This window comes from Streptomyces sp. NPDC051822, from assembly GCF_044452745.1.
In the GTDB taxonomy this organism is placed as follows: domain Bacteria; phylum Actinomycetota; class Actinomycetes; order Streptomycetales; family Streptomycetaceae; genus Streptomyces.
In genome coordinates, this window is record NZ_JBITBZ010000002.1 from 865026 (window position 1) to 881765 (window position 16740).

At 71.5% G+C, this 16740-nt stretch carries 19 protein-coding genes; 13 read left to right on the plus strand and 6 right to left on the minus strand.

What is annotated here, in order from left to right:
• Positions 1 to 26: 26 nt before the first annotated feature.
• Entirely contained in the window at positions 27 to 743 is a 717-nt protein-coding gene (gene ndgR / locus ACIA8N_RS09705) for an IclR family transcriptional regulator NdgR (RefSeq protein WP_015036427.1), read from the minus strand.
• A gap of 140 nt (positions 744 to 883) precedes the next feature.
• Between ndgR and leuC the strand changes: the two genes are divergently transcribed.
• The 4 genes from leuC to ACIA8N_RS09725 all read left to right on the plus strand — a co-directional run bounded on the left by leuC (position 884) and on the right by ACIA8N_RS09725 (position 4097).
• Positions 884 to 2308 carry a 3-isopropylmalate dehydratase large subunit gene (gene leuC, locus ACIA8N_RS09710; protein ID WP_365780457.1) on the plus strand — a complete coding sequence of 475 codons (1425 nt, stop codon included), beginning with the start codon at positions 884 to 886 and terminating at the stop codon, positions 2306 to 2308.
• A gap of 6 nt (positions 2309 to 2314) precedes the next feature.
• The gene (gene leuD / locus ACIA8N_RS09715) at positions 2315 to 2908 is read left to right on the plus strand and encodes a 3-isopropylmalate dehydratase small subunit (protein ID WP_365780458.1); all 594 of its coding nucleotides are present in this window, start codon (positions 2315 to 2317) and stop codon (positions 2906 to 2908) included.
• A gap of 104 nt (positions 2909 to 3012) precedes the next feature.
• The gene (locus ACIA8N_RS09720) at positions 3013 to 3240 is read left to right on the plus strand and encodes a hypothetical protein (protein ID WP_030206244.1); all 228 of its coding nucleotides are present in this window, start codon (positions 3013 to 3015) and stop codon (positions 3238 to 3240) included.
• 143 nt (positions 3241 to 3383) lie between these two features.
• Positions 3384 to 4097, plus strand: a complete 714-nt coding sequence (locus tag ACIA8N_RS09725; RefSeq protein WP_365780459.1) for an HU family DNA-binding protein — start codon at positions 3384 to 3386, stop codon at positions 4095 to 4097.
• An 84-nt stretch (positions 4098 to 4181) separates the two neighbouring features.
• Here ACIA8N_RS09725 and ACIA8N_RS09730 read toward each other — a convergent pair whose 3' ends face one another.
• The gene (locus ACIA8N_RS09730) at positions 4182 to 4391 is read right to left on the minus strand and encodes a hypothetical protein (protein ID WP_365780460.1); all 210 of its coding nucleotides are present in this window, start codon (positions 4389 to 4391) and stop codon (positions 4182 to 4184) included.
• Positions 4392 to 4401: 10 nt separating this feature from the next.
• The gene (cofC, locus tag ACIA8N_RS09735) at positions 4402 to 5076 is read right to left on the minus strand and encodes a 2-phospho-L-lactate guanylyltransferase (RefSeq protein WP_365780461.1); all 675 of its coding nucleotides are present in this window, start codon (positions 5074 to 5076) and stop codon (positions 4402 to 4404) included.
• Between the two features lie 127 nt (positions 5077 to 5203).
• On the opposite strand from cofC, the gene ACIA8N_RS09740 reads away from it, so the two are divergent.
• From ACIA8N_RS09740 to ACIA8N_RS09750, 3 genes are all read left to right on the plus strand, one after another.
• On the plus strand, positions 5204 to 5956 hold the full coding sequence (locus tag ACIA8N_RS09740; RefSeq protein WP_365780462.1) for a lysophospholipid acyltransferase family protein: 753 nt from the start codon (positions 5204 to 5206) through the stop codon (positions 5954 to 5956).
• Positions 5953 to 6954, plus strand: a complete 1002-nt coding sequence (locus ACIA8N_RS09745) for an NAD(P)H-dependent glycerol-3-phosphate dehydrogenase (protein WP_365780463.1) — start codon at positions 5953 to 5955, stop codon at positions 6952 to 6954. The genes ACIA8N_RS09740 and ACIA8N_RS09745 overlap by 4 nt, the downstream gene beginning before the upstream one ends.
• A gap of 128 nt (positions 6955 to 7082) precedes the next feature.
• Complete coding sequence (locus ACIA8N_RS09750) at positions 7083 to 8222, plus strand: D-alanine--D-alanine ligase family protein (protein ID WP_030551085.1); 1140 nt, start codon at positions 7083 to 7085, stop codon at positions 8220 to 8222.
• 35 nt (positions 8223 to 8257) lie between these two features.
• On the opposite strand, the gene ACIA8N_RS09755 is transcribed toward ACIA8N_RS09750, so the two are convergent.
• On the minus strand, positions 8258 to 8737 hold the full coding sequence (locus ACIA8N_RS09755; protein WP_365780549.1) for a DUF3515 domain-containing protein: 480 nt from the start codon (positions 8735 to 8737) through the stop codon (positions 8258 to 8260).
• A gap of 23 nt (positions 8738 to 8760) precedes the next feature.
• Positions 8761 to 8994: an Lrp/AsnC family transcriptional regulator gene (locus ACIA8N_RS09760; protein ID WP_030551081.1), complete on the minus strand. Its 234-nt coding sequence runs from the start codon at positions 8992 to 8994 to the stop codon at positions 8761 to 8763.
• Between the two features lie 233 nt (positions 8995 to 9227).
• Here ACIA8N_RS09760 and ACIA8N_RS09765 point away from each other — a divergent pair, with 233 nt between their 5' ends.
• Positions 9228 to 10190 (plus strand): thiamine-phosphate kinase, encoded by a 963-nt coding sequence (locus tag ACIA8N_RS09765; RefSeq protein WP_030206271.1) that lies wholly within the window; start codon positions 9228 to 9230, stop codon positions 10188 to 10190.
• The gene (gene thiD / locus ACIA8N_RS09770) at positions 10187 to 10987 is read left to right on the plus strand and encodes a bifunctional hydroxymethylpyrimidine kinase/phosphomethylpyrimidine kinase (protein WP_365780464.1); all 801 of its coding nucleotides are present in this window, start codon (positions 10187 to 10189) and stop codon (positions 10985 to 10987) included. The genes ACIA8N_RS09765 and thiD overlap by 4 nt, the downstream gene beginning before the upstream one ends.
• Positions 10988 to 11110: 123 nt before the next feature.
• On the opposite strand, the gene rpmB is transcribed toward thiD, so the two are convergent.
• Positions 11111 to 11296 carry a 50S ribosomal protein L28 gene (rpmB, locus tag ACIA8N_RS09775; protein ID WP_003957616.1) on the minus strand — a complete coding sequence of 62 codons (186 nt, stop codon included), beginning with the start codon at positions 11294 to 11296 and terminating at the stop codon, positions 11111 to 11113.
• A gap of 275 nt (positions 11297 to 11571) precedes the next feature.
• On the opposite strand from rpmB, the gene ACIA8N_RS09780 reads away from it, so the two are divergent.
• The 4 genes from ACIA8N_RS09780 (at position 11572) to coaD (ending at position 16637) form a co-directional block, all read left to right on the plus strand.
• Positions 11572 to 13185, plus strand: coding sequence for a DAK2 domain-containing protein (locus tag ACIA8N_RS09780; protein ID WP_365780465.1), 1614 nt, complete (start codon positions 11572 to 11574; stop codon positions 13183 to 13185).
• Positions 13186 to 13257: 72 nt separating this feature from the next.
• Complete coding sequence (gene recG / locus ACIA8N_RS09785) at positions 13258 to 15468, plus strand: ATP-dependent DNA helicase RecG (RefSeq protein WP_365780466.1); 2211 nt, start codon at positions 13258 to 13260, stop codon at positions 15466 to 15468.
• A gap of 81 nt (positions 15469 to 15549) precedes the next feature.
• The gene (gene rsmD / locus ACIA8N_RS09790; protein ID WP_365780467.1) at positions 15550 to 16131 is read left to right on the plus strand and encodes a 16S rRNA (guanine(966)-N(2))-methyltransferase RsmD; all 582 of its coding nucleotides are present in this window, start codon (positions 15550 to 15552) and stop codon (positions 16129 to 16131) included.
• Between the two features lie 26 nt (positions 16132 to 16157).
• Positions 16158 to 16637 carry a pantetheine-phosphate adenylyltransferase gene (gene coaD, locus ACIA8N_RS09795; RefSeq protein ID WP_211270411.1) on the plus strand — a complete coding sequence of 160 codons (480 nt, stop codon included), beginning with the start codon at positions 16158 to 16160 and terminating at the stop codon, positions 16635 to 16637.
• Positions 16638 to 16740: the final 103 nt, after the last annotated feature.

The following is a 16740-nucleotide window of genomic DNA, read 5'->3' on the forward strand; positions in this document are numbered from 1 at the left end:
GGGACGAACAGAGGGAAGGGGGAGCGTCAGCCGGTGCGTCGGAGCGCCTCGGAGAGACGGGCGGCGGCGTCGATGACCGCCTGGGCGTGCATACGGCCCGGGTGGCGCGTCAGACGCTCGATGGGCCCGGAGACCGAGACGGCCGCCACCACGCGGTTCGACGGGCCGCGCACGGGCGCGGAGACGGACGCGACGCCCGGCTCCCGCTCACCGATCGACTGGGCCCAGCCACGGCGCCGTACGCCCGACAGGGCCGTCGCCGTGAAGCGGGCGCCCTGGAGGCCGCGGTGGAGGCGCTCGGGCTCCTCCCAGGCCATCAGGATCTGCGCCGACGAGCCCGCCTTCATCGTCAGCGTCGAGCCGACCGGGACGGTGTCCCGCAGGCCCGAGAGACGCTCGGCCGCCGCCACGCAGATGCGCATGTCGCCCTGCCGGCGGTAGAGCTGGGCGCTCTCGCCGGTGACATCGCGCAGATGGGTCAGTACCGGGCCCGCGGTCGCGAGCAGGCGGTCCTCGCCGGCCGCGGCGGCGAGCTCCGCGAGGCGCGGTCCGAGGATGAACCGGCCCTGCATGTCACGCGCCACCATCCGGTGGTGTTCCAGTGCCACGGCGAGACGATGTGCCGTGGGTCGTGCGAGTCCCGTCGCCGCGACCAGTCCTGCGAGGGTGGCCGGACCGGACTCCAGGGCGCTCAGGACAAGGGCTGCCTTGTCGAGAACGCCTACGCCGCTAGAGTTGTCCATGCAACGATATTCGCGTCTCACTCTGTGAAACGCAAGTTCAATTTCCTGCGGAACTTGTCACTCTGGTGAGGCGGCCGCACAACGGCCCGCGAAACGGGTCTCTAGTTGTGCCGGCGTAGACGTCGGCCGGAGGGAAAGCGATGGGTAGGACACTCGCGGAGAAGGTCTGGGACGACCACGTCGTCCGGCGCGCCGAGGGCGAGCCCGACCTCCTCTTCATCGATCTGCACCTGCTGCACGAGGTGACCAGCCCGCAGGCCTTCGACGGCCTCCGCCAGAACGGCCGGCAGGTGCGGCGCCTCGACCTGACCATCGCCACCGAGGACCACAACACCCCGACCCTCGACATCGACAAGCCGATCGCCGACCCGGTCTCCCGCGCGCAGCTGGAGACCCTCCGCAAGAACTGTGCCGAGTTCGGCGTCCGCCTGCACCCGCTGGGCGACGTCGAGCAGGGCGTCGTCCACGTGGTGGGACCGCAGCTGGGCCTGACCCAGCCCGGCACCACCGTCGTCTGCGGCGACTCGCACACCTCCACGCACGGAGCCTTCGGCGCCCTGGCCTTCGGCATCGGCACCAGCCAGGTCGAGCACGTGCTCGCCACCCAGACGCTCCCGCTGGCCCGCCCCAAGACCATGGCGATCACGATCGACGGCGAGCTGCCCGAGGACGTCACCGCCAAGGACCTGATCCTGGCGATCATCACCAAGATCGGCACCGGCGGCGGCCAGGGCTACATCCTGGAGTACCGGGGCTCCGCCATCGAGAAACTCTCGATGGAGTCCCGGATGACCATCTGCAACATGTCGATCGAGGCCGGCGCCCGCGCGGGCATGATCGCCCCCGACGAGACCACCTTCGCCTACCTCAAGGGCCGCGACCACGCCCCCGAGGGCGAGGACTGGGACGCCGCCGTCGCGTACTGGAAGACCCTCAAGTCCGACGAGGACGCGGTCTTCGACGCCGAGGTCGTCATCGACGCCGCCTCGCTGGCCCCGTTCGTCACCTGGGGCACCAACCCCGGCCAGGGCGCGCCGCTTTCGGGACACGTCCCCGACCCGGCTTCGTACGAAGACGCTTCGGAGCGCCTCGCCGCCGAAAAGGCCCTGGAATACATGGGGTTGACCGCCGGGCAGCCGCTGCGCGACATCCGGGTCGACACCGTCTTCGTAGGCTCCTGCACCAACGGCCGCATCGAGGACCTGCGCAACGCCGCCGGACTCCTCCAGGGCCGCAAGGTCGCCGACGGCGTCCGCATGCTGGTCGTCCCCGGCTCCGTCCGGGTCGCCCTGCAGGCCGTCGAGGAGGGCCTGGACAAGGTCTTCAAGGAGGCCGGCGCCGAATGGCGGCACGCGGGCTGCTCGATGTGTCTGGGCATGAACCCCGACCAACTGGCTCCCGGTGAGCGCTCCGCGTCCACCTCCAACCGCAACTTCGAGGGCCGGCAGGGCAAGGGCGGCCGGACGCACCTGGTCTCCCCGCAGGTCGCCGCCGCCACCGCCGTACTGGGCCATCTGGCCTCCCCGGCCGATCTGTCCGACGTCGCCACCACCGCGGGGGTCTGAGGAACCATGGAAGCTTTCACCACGCACACCGGCCGGGCCGTCCCGCTGCGCCGCAGCAACGTCGACACCGACCAGATCATCCCGGCGCACTGGCTCAAGAAGGTCACCCGCGACGGCTTCGAGGACGGCCTCTTCGAGGCCTGGCGCAAGGACTCCGAGTTCATCCTCAACCGCCCCGAGCGGCAGGGTGCCTCGGTCCTGGTCGCCGGCCCCGACTTCGGCACCGGCTCCTCCCGTGAGCACGCCGTCTGGGCGCTCCAGAACTACGGCTTCCAGACGGTCATCTCCGCCCGCTTCGCCGACATCTTCCGCGGCAACTCGCTGAAGAACGGCCTCCTGACCGTGGTCCTGCCGCAGGAGACGGTGGACGCGCTCTGGGAGCTGACCGAGGCCGACCCCACCGCCGAGATCACCGTCGACCTGGAGCAGCGCAAGGTCCTGGCCGCCGGGATCGACGCCGACTTCGAGCTCGACGAGAACGCCCGCTGGCGGCTCCTGAACGGACTCGACGACATCAGCCTCACCCTTCAGAACGAAGCCGACATCGCGGCCTACGAGGCGGCGCGACCGGCCCACAAGCCCCGTACAATTACGGCCTGAGCAGCGCTTTTCCAAGACTGCGCCCCCCACCGCCCGGTGGGGGGCGCAGTCGCTTGTTGAGACCCTGTCGGGCGACAACTCGCCCTAGATGGCACAATCGGTGCATGGAACGCGACAGCCAACTCGAGCTCTACGAGGCAGTCGCCGCCCGATTGAAGGAAGCGCACACAAGAGTGCGCTCACTGCAAGTCCCGGAGGGCGTAAGGATGGCGCTGTCCCGGAAGCTGCTGGTCGTGACGGCCGCGGCGAAGCACGATCTCAAGGACGCGGCAGCGCGTCTGGACCGGTTGATGAAGGACCTCGACGAGGGCCGATTCCCAGAGGACGACTGACACCAGGAACTCCGCAACAGCTCTTCCGCGTTGCGGCACTAGGGTGATTAGCCCGTTTCGTGTTTGATTTGCGGTATATACATGCCTAACGTGCGAAAAAGCTTGAACACTTTCGTTCTGGCAATGTCTCCGAAGGGGAAGACGTGAACAAGGCGCAGCTCGTAGAAGCGATTGCCGACAAGATGGGCGGTCGCCAGCAGGCCGCCGAAGCCGTCGACCACGTGCTCGACGCCATCGTGCGCGCCGTGGTCGGGGGCGACCGGGTCTCGGTGACGGGTTTCGGCTCGTTCGAGAAGGTCGACCGTCCGGCCCGCTACGCCCGCAACCCGCAGACGGGTGAGCGGGTGCGGGTCAAGAAGACCTCGGTTCCGCGCTTCCGTGCCGGTCAGGGCTTCAAGGACCTGGTCAGCGGCTCGAAGAAGCTCCCCAAGGGCGGCGAGGTCTCCGTCAAGAAGGCCCCCAAGGGCAGCCTCACCGGCGGCGCCTCCGCGACCGTGAAGAAGGCCGCCGCGAAGAAGGCCACCACCGCCAAGAAGGCCGCCGCGAAGAAGGCGACCCCGGCGAAGAAGACCACCACGACGGCGGCCGCCAAGAAGGCGACCCCCGCGAAGAAGACCACCACCACGGCGGCCGCGAAGAAGGCGACCCCCGCGAAGAAGGCCACGACGACCGCGGCGAAGAAGACCGCGAACGGCGCCGCCAAGAAGGCCACCACGGCCGCCGCCGCCAAGAAGGCGACCAAGGCCGCCGCCAAGAAGACCGCGCCGGCCGCGAAGAAGGCCACGGCGACGAAGGCGCCCGCCAAGAAGACGACGGCGCGCAAGACGACCGCCAAGAAGACCGCCGCCAAGAAGTAGGACGAGCGGTTCCGATCCGCCGGGCCGGGCTCCCCTCGGGGAGCCCGGCCCGCGGCGCGTTCCGAAGAGGTGGAGAAGGGCCGCTCAGAAGGTCTGGAGCGTCACCAGGGTGATGCGCAGGCCGGCCCCCGATGTGCCGGTCTCCGCCTCGATCCGCACCCGCTGCCCCGGCCGCAGCAGGCGCAGCCCGCCCGCCTCGAAGGCCTCCGCCCCGAACTCCACGGGGGTGCCGTCGTCGAGCAGCACACTGCCGCTGCGGGTCTCGGGGTCGTATGTGAACGCGGTCGCCTGCATGGACCGCAGCCTATCCGGCCGCCGACAGCCACCGGGCGGCCGTCCGCGGGCCGAGCCCAAGGGTCCCGGCCGCCGCGAGATCCTCACCGGTGTCCACGTCCCGGCGTACGGAATCCACCCCGGCGAGCGTGATTTCCACCGCGCCCGACGACAAATGCCGGAGTCTCGACGGACCTCCGAATGCCGGTTCCAATTCCACGTATGGACCTGCCGAGAGGAATGTCGTACCGATTTCGGCGGCATCCGCGAGAAATGCGCGCGGAAATTTCCCGGCCGCGTCCAGGACCCGGGTCAGCTCCTCGGGCCGCAGCGCCGGCAGATCCGCGTTGAGCGCCGCCACGCGCGCGTGCGGCCGCCGGGACCGCACCGCGCGGACCCCGTGCGCGAGGGCCGCGTTGAGTCCCGCCGCCGGGGTGTCCGGCACGATGCGCGCACCCAGGGCCGCGAGGGATGCCGAGGCTGCGGGATCGTCCGTGACCACCGCCACATCCCGTACCCGCGGGCAGTTGAGGACCGCCCCCACGGTGTCCTCGGCGAAGGCCAGCGCGAGCCACGGGCGCAGCCGGGCCCCAGCCGCCGCGGCCAGTCTGCTCTTCGCCAGGGCCAGCGGTTTCAGGGGTACGACAAGGGACCAGGCGTCGTCCGCTCCGGTGCGCGGCGGGTATATCGGGCTCGTCGGGCTCATCAGGGCCCATTCTGTCCCGCCCACGCGGTTCCGCGGAGGGCCCGGGGCGTACGGTGTCACTCGACAGACCAGGAGCATGGGGCGACACTTGACCCCCTGCCAGCCAGTCCCGGAGAAAGGTGTCCGAGTGCCCCGCCGCAGAATCGGCTTCTGGTACCGCCTCGCGGCGGTCATCGCCAAACCCCCCCTGGTGGTTCTGTTCAAGCGGGACTGGCGCGGTATGGAGCACATTCCGGCCGACGGTGGATTCATCACCGCGGTCAACCACAACTCCTACCTGGACCCGCTGTCCTACGCGCATTACCAGTACAACACCGGCCGCGTCCCGCGCCTCCTGGCCAAGGCGGCCCTCTTCAAGGCGCCCTTCGTCGGCATGATGCTGCGGGGCACCGGACAGATCCCCGTCTACCGCGAGACGACCAACGCGCTCGACGCGTTCCGTGCCGCCGTCGACGCCATCGAGCGGGGTGAGTGCGTCGCCTTCTACCCCGAAGGCACCCTGACCCGCGACCCCGACATGTGGCCCATGGCGGGCAAGACCGGTGCCGCGCGCGTCGCGCTGCTCACCAAGGTCCCCGTCATCCCGGTGGCCCAGTGGGGCGCCAACCTCGCGATGCCGCCGTACGCCAAGGAGAACAAGCTCAGCCTCTTCCCCCGCAAGACGCTGATCGTGCAGGCCGGTCCGCCCGTCGACCTCTCCCGCTTCCACGGCCTGGAGCCCACGCCCGACGTGCTCCGCGAGGCGACCGAGGTCATCATGGCCGCCATCACCGCCCTCCTGGAGCAGATCCGCGGCGAGCAGGCGCCCGCCGAACCGTACGACCACCGCAAGGCGCGTCTCGAGCAGCGGCGCAAGACCACAGAGGGAGGCGCCAAGTGACCAAGGCCGCCGTCTTCGGCAACGGATCCTGGGGCACCGCCTTCGCGATGGTGCTGGCCGACGCGGGCTGCGAGGTGAGCCTCTGGGGCCGCCGCGCCGAACTCGCCAAGGAGATCAACGCCTCCCGCACCAACCCCGACTACCTGCCGGGCGTCGAACTCCCGCGGGGGATCACGGCCACCGCGGACCCCGCGGAGGCCGCCGCGGACGCCGACTTCACCGTCCTCGTCGTCCCCTCGCAGACCCTGCGCGGCAACCTCGCCGCCTGGAAGCCGCTGCTCGCCCCGGACACCGTCCTCGTCTCCCTCATGAAGGGCGTCGAACTCGGCACCGCCGAGCGGATGAGCGAGGTCGTCATGGAGGTCGCGGACGTGCCCGCCGAGCGCGTGGCCGTCCTCACCGGACCCAACCTGGCCCTGGAGATCGCCTCCCGGCAGCCCGCCGCCGCCGTCGTCGCCTGCGTCGACGAGTCGGTCGCGCAGCGGTTCCAGACCGCCTGCCTGACCCCGTACTTCCGCCCGTACACCAACACCGACGTCGTCGGCTGCGAACTCGGCGGCGCGGTCAAGAACGTCATCGGGCTCGCCGTCGGCATCGCCAACGGCATGGGACTCGGCGACAACTCCAAGGCCACGCTCATCACCCGCGGCCTCGCCGAGACCACCCGCCTCGGCCTCGCCATGGGCGCCGACCCGCTCACCTTCTCCGGCCTCGCGGGCCTCGGCGACCTCGTGGCCACCTGCTCCTCGCCGCTCTCCCGGAACAACACCTTCGGCACCAACCTGGGCCGCGGAATGACCCTCCAGGAGACCATCGCGGCCACCAAGCAGACCGCCGAGGGCGTCAAGTCCTGCGAGTCCGTGCTCGATCTGGCCCGCCGCCACGGCGTCGACATGCCGATCACCGAGACCGTCGTCTCGATCGTCCACGAGGGCAAGCCGCCGGTCGTCGCCCTCAAGGAGCTGATGTCCCGCAGCGCCAAGTCCGAGCGCCGCTGACCGCACCGGCCGCCGCCGCCCCCGCCGCTGACCGCACGCGCCGCCGCACCCGCGGCGCTGCGCCGTACGCGCGGGACGGCAGCGGTGCGCTCAGGAGTTCGGGAGTCGCAAGGTACGCTCATCGCGATATGAGCGAGAACACCCAGAGCCCCCGCAAGCCGCGTGTGGCCGTCGTCTTCGGCGGACGCAGCTCCGAGCACGCCATCTCCGTCGTCACGGCGGGCGCCGTCCTGAGCGCCATCGACCGGGACAAGTACGACGTGCTGCCCATCGGCATCACGACGGACGGGCGCTGGGCGCTCACCGCCGACGCCCCCGAGCGCATGGCCATCGCCGACCGCGCCCTGCCGAACGTCGCCGACCTGGCCGAGTCCGAGGAGGGCGGCGTCGTCCTCTCCGTCGACCCGGCCAACCGCGAGGTCGTGCTCAGCGAGCCGGGGTCCGTCCCCAGGGCCCTGGGCGAGGTCGACGTGGTCTTCCCGATGCTCCACGGCCCGTACGGCGAGGACGGCACCCTCCAGGGCCTCCTGGAGCTCTCCGGCGTCCCCTACGTCGGCGCGGGCGTCCTCGCCTCCGCCGTCGGCCAGGACAAGGAGTACATGAAGCGGGTCTTCGTGTCCTTCGGCCTCCCGGTCGGCCCGTACGAGGTCATCCGGCCGCGCGAGTGGGACCAGAACCCGGCCGCCGCCCGCAAGAAGATCGTCGAGTTCGCCGCCGAGCACGGCTGGCCGCTCTTCGTGAAGCCGGCCCGCGGCGGCTCGTCCATGGGCATCACCAAGGTCGACGACCTCTCCGGCCTCGACGAGGCCATCGAGGAGGCCCGCCGCCACGACCCCAAGATCCTCGTCGAGTCGCTGCTGCGCGGCCGCGAGATCGAGTGCGGCGTCCTGGAGTTCGAGGACGGTCCGCGCGCCAGCGTGCCGGCCGAGATCCCGCCGGTCACCGACCACGACTTCTACGACTTCGAGGCCAAGTACATCGACTCGGCCTCCGGCATCGTGCCCGCGCCGATCGGCGACGAGGCCACCGCCGAGATCCAGCGCCTGGCCGTCGCCGCCTACGAGGCGGTGTCCTGCGAGGGCCTGGTACGCGCCGACTTCTTCCTCACCGAGGACGGCGACTTCGTCATCAACGAGATCAACACCATGCCGGGCTTCACGCCCATCTCCATGTACCCGCGCATGTGGCAGGAGAGCGGCGTCAGCTACCCCGAGCTCGTCGACCGGCTCATCCAGGCCGCGCTGACCCGCTCCACGGGCCTGCGCTGAACGAACCGGATCCGGAAAGACCGTGCCCCGGCCTCTCAGAGGCTCGGCGGCACGGTCTTCCGTACGGGAGCGGCCAGCTCGGCGAGCGGAGTCACGTCGTGCGCGAAGCGCTCGTCCATCGTGACCTCGACGTATGTCTTCCGGTACGTCGAGGTGAAGCGGGGTCCGCCGCCCTCCGGGTGCTCCAGCATCCAGTTCACGCCGTCCGCCTCGACGCCCTGCGCCTTGGGATCGCTCATCTTTTCGGGCCGGGGCACCCCGCAGCGCAGTACGATCGCACCGTCACCCCAGCCGGCGGTCAGCTCGGAGCCGGGCTCCGGGTCACTCCGCTCAAGACCCGCCACGGTGTCGGGAAGCTCCTTCGCCAGCGCCTGGCAGAAGGCGGCCTCCGCCGCCGGCGGGCTTGGAACCACGACGGACGCCGCGGCGTCCGGCGAGGAACAGCCGGCGGCGGCCAGCAGCAGAACGGCGGCCGACACGGCGGCGGGCAGGCCGAAGGGCCGGTGGGAAGACATCACCGGCCAAGCGTAGACGGGGGCTACAGATGAACGACCGGGCAGGTGAGGGTGCGCGTGATGCCGTCCACTTGCTGGACCTTGGCGACCACCATGCGGCCGAGATCGTCCACCGTGTCCGCCTGCGCGCGCACGATGACGTCGTACGGACCGGTCACGTCTTCGGCCTGGAGCACCCCCGGGATCTTGGAGATGGTGTCGGCGACGATCGACGCCTTGCCCACCTCGGTCTGGATGAGGATGTACGCCTGAACCACGGAACCTCCAGGGCGACCACGAGGATCTTGTGGGAGAAAGGGACGCCACGGTACCGCGTCGCCGCGGGCCACGGGGAGACCCGCGCGTCCCGAGGCGTTGCCGGGGTGGCGTACGCAGGACAGAAGTTGACGGCCTACTTGACGGTACCCAGCACGGTGACGGCCCGCGACCCGCGGCGCGAGACCACGCGCCCCCGCCCGCCGGCCGGCACGAAGACACGAGGTGAGACGCGGTGAAGGGCACAGTCGGAGAGCTGGGCGAGTTCGGGCTCATCAGGGAGCTCACGTCCCGGCTCACCTCCACCCCGGCGGTACGGATCGGGCCCGGCGACGACGCCGCGGTCGTCTCCGCCCCCGACCGGCGCGTGGTGGCCAGCACGGACATCCTCCTCGAAGGACGTCACTTCCGCCGCGACTGGTCGACGGCGTACGACGTCGGCCGCAAGGCCGCCGCGCAGAACCTCGCCGACATCGCCGCCATGGGCGCGGTCCCCACCGCGCTCCTCCTCGGCCTGGTCGTCCCCGCCGAACTGCCCGTCACCTGGGCCACGGAACTCATGGACGGCCTCCGCGACGAATGTCAGGTCGCGGGCGCGGCGGTGGTCGGCGGCGACGTCGTCCGCGGCGACACGATCATGGTCTCCATCACCGCCCTCGGCGACCTGCGCAACCACGACCCGGTCACCCGGGGCGGCGCCCAGCCCGGCGACGTCGTCGCCTACACCGGCTGGCTCGGCTGGTCCGCCGCCGGCTACGCGGTCCTCTCCCGCGGCTTCCGCTCCCCCCGCGCCTTCGTCGAGGCCCACCGCAGGCCCGAACCGCCGTACCACGCGGGCCCCGCGGCCGCCGGTCTCGGCGCCACCGCCATGTGCGACGTCAGCGACGGACTCATCGCCGACCTGGGGCACATCGCCGAGGCCAGCAAGGTCCGCATCGACCTGCGCTCGGGGCTCATCGACATCCCGACCCAGATGAACGACATCGGGCAGGCCGTCGGCGTGGACCCCATGCAGTGGGTGCTCACCGGGGGAGAGGACCACGCCATCGTGGCCACCTTCCCGCCGGACGTGAAGCTCCCCGCCCGCTGGAAGGTCATCGGCGAGGTCCTCAACCCCTCCGCGCTGCCCCAGGTCACCGTGGACGGCGCGCCCTGGCACACGGTGGGCGGCTGGGACCACTTCGGGGAGACGGAGTGACGTCCCGGCCCCCGCTCGTGCTGACCGTCGCCGGATCCGACTCCGGCGGCGGCGCCGGCATCCAGGCCGACCTGAAGACGATGCTCGCGCTCGGCGTCCACGGCATGAGCGTGCTCACCGCCGTCACCGCCCAGAACTCGCGGGGCGTCCAGGGCGTCTGGGAGCTGCCGGCGGAGGCCGTACGAGCCCAGTACCGGGCCGTCGTCGACGACATCGGCGTCCAGGCGGTCAAGACCGGCATGCTGGCCACGGCGGCGCTCGTGGAGACCGTCGCGGAGCTGCTCGCGGACACCGCCGCCCCGGTCGTCGTCGATCCGGTCGGCGTCTCCAAGCACGGGGACCCGCTGCTCGCCGAGACGGCGCTCGACTCCGTACGCGGGAAGCTGCTGCCCAGGGCGACGGTCGCCACCCCCAACCTGGACGAGGTGGCGCAGCTCACAGGCGTGCACGTGGTCTACGAGAGCGACATGCGGACCGCGGCCGAGGCGATCCTGTCGTACGGGCCGCGCTGGGTCCTGATCAAGGGCGGGCACCTGCCCACCGGCCAGGAGGCCGTGGACCTGCTCACCGACGGCTCGGAGGAGCACTGGCTGCGGGCCCCGCGCCTCGACAACCGGCACACCCACGGGACGGGCTGCACGCTCGCCTCGGCGATCGCCTCCGGGCTCGCCAGGGGTCTCGCGGTGCCGGAGGCGGTGCGGGAGGCCAAGGAGTACGTGACCGGGGCCATAGGCGCCGGGTTCGCCCTGGGCTCGGGCATCGGCCCGGTCGACCACGGCTGGCGGTTCCGGGCCTGAGGGCGCCGTGGGTCCCCCGATGGAGACCATGATCGTTTCAGGGCAAGGCAAAAGGCCGGTTCACCGAGGTGAACCGGCCTTTCAAGGCAACCGCAGGGGCTGCGCTACGACAGAACGTCGCGATTAGCGCGAGACCTTGCCGGCCTTGATGCACGAGGTGCAGACGTTGAGCCGCTTCGGCGTCCGACCGACCACGGCACGCACGCGCTGGATGTTCGGGTTCCAGCGACGGGACGTACGGCGGTGCGAGTGCGAAATGTTGTTGCCGAAGCCCGGCCCCTTGCCGCAGACGTCGCAGTTGGCAGCCACGGGTCACTCCAAAAGCTTCAGGATTTACAGTGAATTCCGGCGCACCGGAATCAGGAGTCTGAAGTGGCTTGCCGGGGAATGGCCCGGTGTGAACCGGGCAACCGAAGCAGCATACAACGCCTGCATCGGTGGAACGAAACTACCACGGTCTGGGCGGACGTCGCCCCGGACCCAGGTCACCGGGGGTCCCCCCTGCTCGAGCGAAGCCGAGAGCTTGGGGGAGCGACACCCTGCGTCTACCCTGCGGTGAGCTCACCGCCGAAGGAGGACCCCCGTTGTCGCGAGCCCTTCAGCCCTTCGAGGAGCTCGTCGAGCTCGACGCGGAAGCGGTCCGCTCCTGGTGCGCGCGGATGCTGGACGCGCTCGGCCGGGAGCGCGAGGAGATCGACGCGATCAACGTCTATCCCGTGGCGGACGGGGACACCGGCACCAATCTGTACCTGACGGCCGAGGCCGCGCACCGGGCCGTCGAAGCCGTCTTCGACGTCTGCGAACCCGACACCGCCGAGACCGTACGCGCCATGGCGCACGGCGCCCTGGTCGGCGCCCGCGGCAACTCGGGAACCATCCTTTCCCAGCTCCTGCGCGGCATGGCGGGCGTCCTCGCCGAGGGCCGTGACGGTGATCACCTCGCCCGAGCCCTCGCCGAGGCCGCGCGGGCGGCACGACAGGCCGTCGCCCACCCCGTGGAGGGCACCATCCTCACGGTGGCGTCCGCCGCGGCCGGGGCCTGCGCCGGCGGCGGCGGGCTCGTCGAGGTGGCGCGGAAGGCGCACGACGGGGCCGGTACGGCCCTCGCGGCCACCTCGGGCCAGCTCGCCGTCCTCGAACGCGCCGGAGTCGTCGACGCGGGCGGCAGGGGCCTGGTGACCGTCCTCGGCGCCCTCCTGGAGACCGTGACGGGACAGGCCCCGCCCAGCCCCGCCACCGCACCCGCGGCACCCGCACCCCGCGAGGAGCCGTGCCCCGGCGAGGACGGCCCCGCCTACGAGGTGATCTACCTCCTGGAGGCGGACGACGCGGCCGTGGAACTGCTGCGGGCCAGGCTCGACGCCCTGGGGGAGTCCCTCGTCGTCGTCGGCGGCGACGGACTGTGGAACGTCCACGTGCACGTCGACGACGCGGGCGCCGCCGTCGAGGCCGGCGTCGAGGCCGGCCGGCCGCACCGCATCCGGATCACCCACTTCGCGTCCGACACGGCGGCCGCCGACGGCCGCGGGGAACGCGCCCAGCGCGCGGTCGTCGCCGTCGTCCCCGGCGAGGGCCTCGCCGGGCTCTGCGCCGAGGCCGGCGCCACCACCGTCAGGACCCGCCCCGGCGAACAGCCCACCGGCGACGAACTCGTCGACGCGATCCGCCGGGCGCACGCGCGCGAGGTCGTCCTCCTGCCCAACGACGCCGAGCTGCGCCAGACCGCCGTCGCCGCCGCCGAACGCGTGAGGGCCGAGGGCATCCGCGTCGCCCTCATCCCCACCCGGGCCGCCGTCCAGGGCATCGCCGCCCTCGCCGTCCACGAACCCGACCGGCGCTTCGACGAGGACGTCGTCGCCATGACCGCCGCCGCGGGAGCCACCCGCTACGCCGAACTCGCCGTCGCCGAACGCCAGTCCTTCACCTCGGCGGGCGTCTGCCAGGCCGGCGACGTCCTCGGCCTCATCGAGGGCGACGTCGCCGTCATCGGCAAGGACCTCACCGAGACGGCCCGCACGGTCCTCGACCGGATGCTCTCGGCCGGCGGCGAACTCGTCACCCTCGTCGTCGCCGACGACGCCCCGCCCGAGCTCGCCCCCGATCTGGAACGCCACGTCAGGCGCGGCTACCTGGCCGTCGACACCACCACGTACCACGCGGGCGCGGGGGCCCCACCGCTCCTCATCGGGGTGGAATGACCCCCCTGGCGGGGGCCGACCCGGGCGCCGTCGTCCACAGCCTGGACGCGACTGTCGGTCCCTTGGTGTGGAATGGAACGCGTGCCCGCGCTCGACGAACCACTCAAGAAGTCCCTCGGCCCCGCCACCGCCAAGGTCATGGCCGAGGCGCTCGACCTGCACACGGTCGGTGACCTGCTCCACCACTACCCCCGCCGGTACGCCGAGCGCGGGGAGCTGACCACCCTCTCCGACCTGCCGCTCGACGAGCACGTCACGGTGGTCGCGCAGGTCGCCGACGCCCGCGTGCTCACCTTCAACGGCTCCAAGGGACGCGGCCAGCGCCTCGAAGTGACCATCACCGACGGCAGCGGCCGTCTGCAGCTGGTCTTCTTCGGCAAGGGCGTGCACAAGCCCCACAAGGACCTGTTGCCCGGCACCCGGGCGATGTTCTCCGGCAAGGTCTCGCTCTTCAACCGCCGCCTCCAGCTCGCCCATCCCGCGTACGAACTCCTCCGCGGCGACGGCGACGAGGCCGCGGACAGCGTCGGAAGCTGGGCCGGGGCCCTCATCCCGATCTACCCGGCCACCACCAAGCTGGAGTCCTGGAAGATCGCCAAGGCCGTCGACGCCGTCCTGCCGCATGCCGCCGACGCCGTCGACCCGCTGCCCCCGGCCCTGCGCGAGGGCCGAGGCCTCGCCGAGCTGCCCGAGGCGCTCCGGCTCATCCACCGGCCCCGTACCAAGGCCGACATCGCCACCGCCCGCGAGCGCCTCAAGTGGGACGAGGCGTTCGTCCTCCAGGTCGCCCTCGCCCGGCGCAGGCACGCCGACACCCAACTCCCCGCCGTCGCACGGCGACCCGCCCCCGACGGCATCCTCGACGCCTTCGATGCCAAGCTGCCCTTCACCCTCACCGACGGCCAGAAGAAGGTCTCCAAGGAGATCTTCGACGACCTCGCCACCGAGCACCCCATGCACCGCCTCCTCCAGGGCGAGGTCGGTTCGGGAAAGACCATGGTCGCCCTGCGTGCCATGCTCGCCGTCGTCGACTCCGGGGGGCAGGCCGCCATGCTCGCCCCCACCGAGGTCCTCGCCCAGCAACACCACCGCTCGGTCACCGAGATGATGGGCGAGCTCGCCGAGGGCGGCATGCTCGGCGGCGCCGAGCGGGCCACCAAGGTCGTCCTGCTCACCGGCTCCATGGGGGTCCCCGCCCGCCGGCAGGCCCTGCTCGACCTGGTCACCGGGGAGGCGGGCCTCGTCATCGGCACGCACGCGCTGATCGAGGACAAGGTCCAGTTCCACGACCTGGGCCTGGTCGTCGTCGACGAGCAGCACCGCTTCGGCGTCGAGCAGCGCGACGCCCTCAGGGGCAAGGGGAAGCAGCCTCCCCACCTCCTCGTCATGACCGCCACCCCCATTCCGCGCACCGTCGCCATGACCGTCTTCGGCGACCTGGAGACCTCCGTCCTCGACCAGCTGCCCGCCGGGCGCTCCCCGATCGCCAGCCACGTCGTCCCCGCCGCCGACAAGCCGCACTTCCTCGCGCGCGCGTGGGAACGGGTCCGCGAGGAGGTCGGGAAGGGGCACCAGGCGTACGTGGTCTGCCCGCGCATCGGCGACGACATCGACCAGGCGGCCCAGAAGAAGAAGGCCGGGGCCTCCGCCGAGGACGAGGCCGAGAAGCGCCCGCCGCTCGCCGTGCTCGACATCGCCGAGAAGCTCCGCACCGGACCCCTCGCCGGACTCCGGATCGCCGTCCTGCACGGCCGGATGCACCCCGACGACAAGGACGACGTGATGCGCCGCTTCGCCGCCGGCGAGCTCGACGTCCTCGTCGCCACCACCGTCATCGAGGTCGGCGTCAACGTCCCCAACGCCACCGCCATGGTGATCATGGACGCGGACCGCTTCGGCGTCTCCCAGCTCCACCAGCTGCGCGGCCGCGTCGGCCGGGGCTCCGCCCCCGGCCTCTGCCTCCTCGTCAGCGAGATGCCGGAGGCGAGCCCCGCCCGGCAGCGGCTCAACGCCGTCGCCGCCACCCTCGACGGCTTCGAGCTCTCCCGCATCGACCTCGAACAGCGCCGCGAGGGCGACGTCCTCGGCCAGGCCCAGTCCGGCGTCCGCTCCTCCCTGCGGGTGCTCACCGTCATCGACGACGAGGAGGTCATCACCGCCGCCCGCGAGGAGGCCACCGCCCTCGTCCTCGCCGACCCGGACCTGACCGCCCACCCGGGCCTGCGCACGGCCCTGGACGCCCTCCTGAGCGAGGAGCGGGAGGAGTACCTGGAGAAGGGCTGACCCCCACCGGCCCGATGGCGGCCATATCCTGAGACGTACGCACTGGACGTACGCACTGGACGACGCAGGACGAGGACACCGATGACCCGCGTGATCGCCGGCACCGCCGGCGGGCGCCGCCTGGCCGTGCCGCCCGGCAACGGCACCCGCCCCACCTCCGACCGCGCGCGGGAGGGCCTCTTCTCCACCTGGGAGGCGTTCCACGGCCTGGCCGGTTCGCGCGTCGCCGACCTGTACGCGGGCTCCGGCGCCGTGGGCCTCGAAGCCCTCTCCCGGGGCGCGGCCCACGCCCTGCTCGTCGAGGCGGACCCGCGCGCCGCGAAGACGATCCGGGACAACGTCCGGTCGATCGGCCTCCCAGGTGCCGAACTCCGTACCGGCAAAGCGGAGCAGATCGTGACGGGACCGGCGCCGGCCGACCCGTACGACCTGGTCTTCCTCGACCCGCCGTACGCGGTCACGGACGCGGATCTCCGCGAGATTCTCCTCACACTGCGCTCAGGGGGCTGGCTGAGCGAGGATGCCCTCGTCACCGTGGAGCGCAGCACCCGAGGCGGCGAGTTCGGCTGGCCGGCCGGATTCGAGCCGCTACGGTCCCGTCGTTACGGCGAGGGAACGTTTTGGTACGGTCGCGCCGCCTCTACGTGCGAAGACGCACGATGACCGGACCGGAGAGCGAGGGACCCAAGTTGCGCCGCGCCGTCTGTCCGGGGTCATTCGACCCCATCACCAACGGACACCTCGACATCATCGCCCGCGCCTCCAAGCTGTACGACGTCGTACACGTCGCGGTGATGATCAACCAGTCGAAGAAGGGCCTTTTCACGGTCGACGAGCGGATCGAGCTGATCCGCGAGGTGACCGCCGACTTCGGCAACGTCGAGGTGGAGTCCTTCCACGGGCTGCTCGTCGACTTCTGCAAGCAGCGGGACATCCCCGCCATCGTCAAGGGACTGCGCGCGGTCAGCGACTTCGACTACGAGCTCCAGATGGCGCAGATGAACAACGGCCTCACGGGCGTGGAGACCCTGTTCGTCCCCACCAACCCGACGTACAGCTTCCTCTCCTCCTCGCTGGTGAAGGAGGTCGCGGCCTGGGGCGGCGACGTCTCCCACCTGGTGCCCCCGACCGTCCTTCCCCGGCTCACCGAGCGCCTGGAGCGAAAGTGACGCGCGGCCATCTCCGCTGACGCTCCGTCACCTGGTGTCGGGCGGGCGCCGACTGCCCTTACAGTCGTCCCGTCCGTCTCCATCCAGCTGTAGAGAGTGGCGA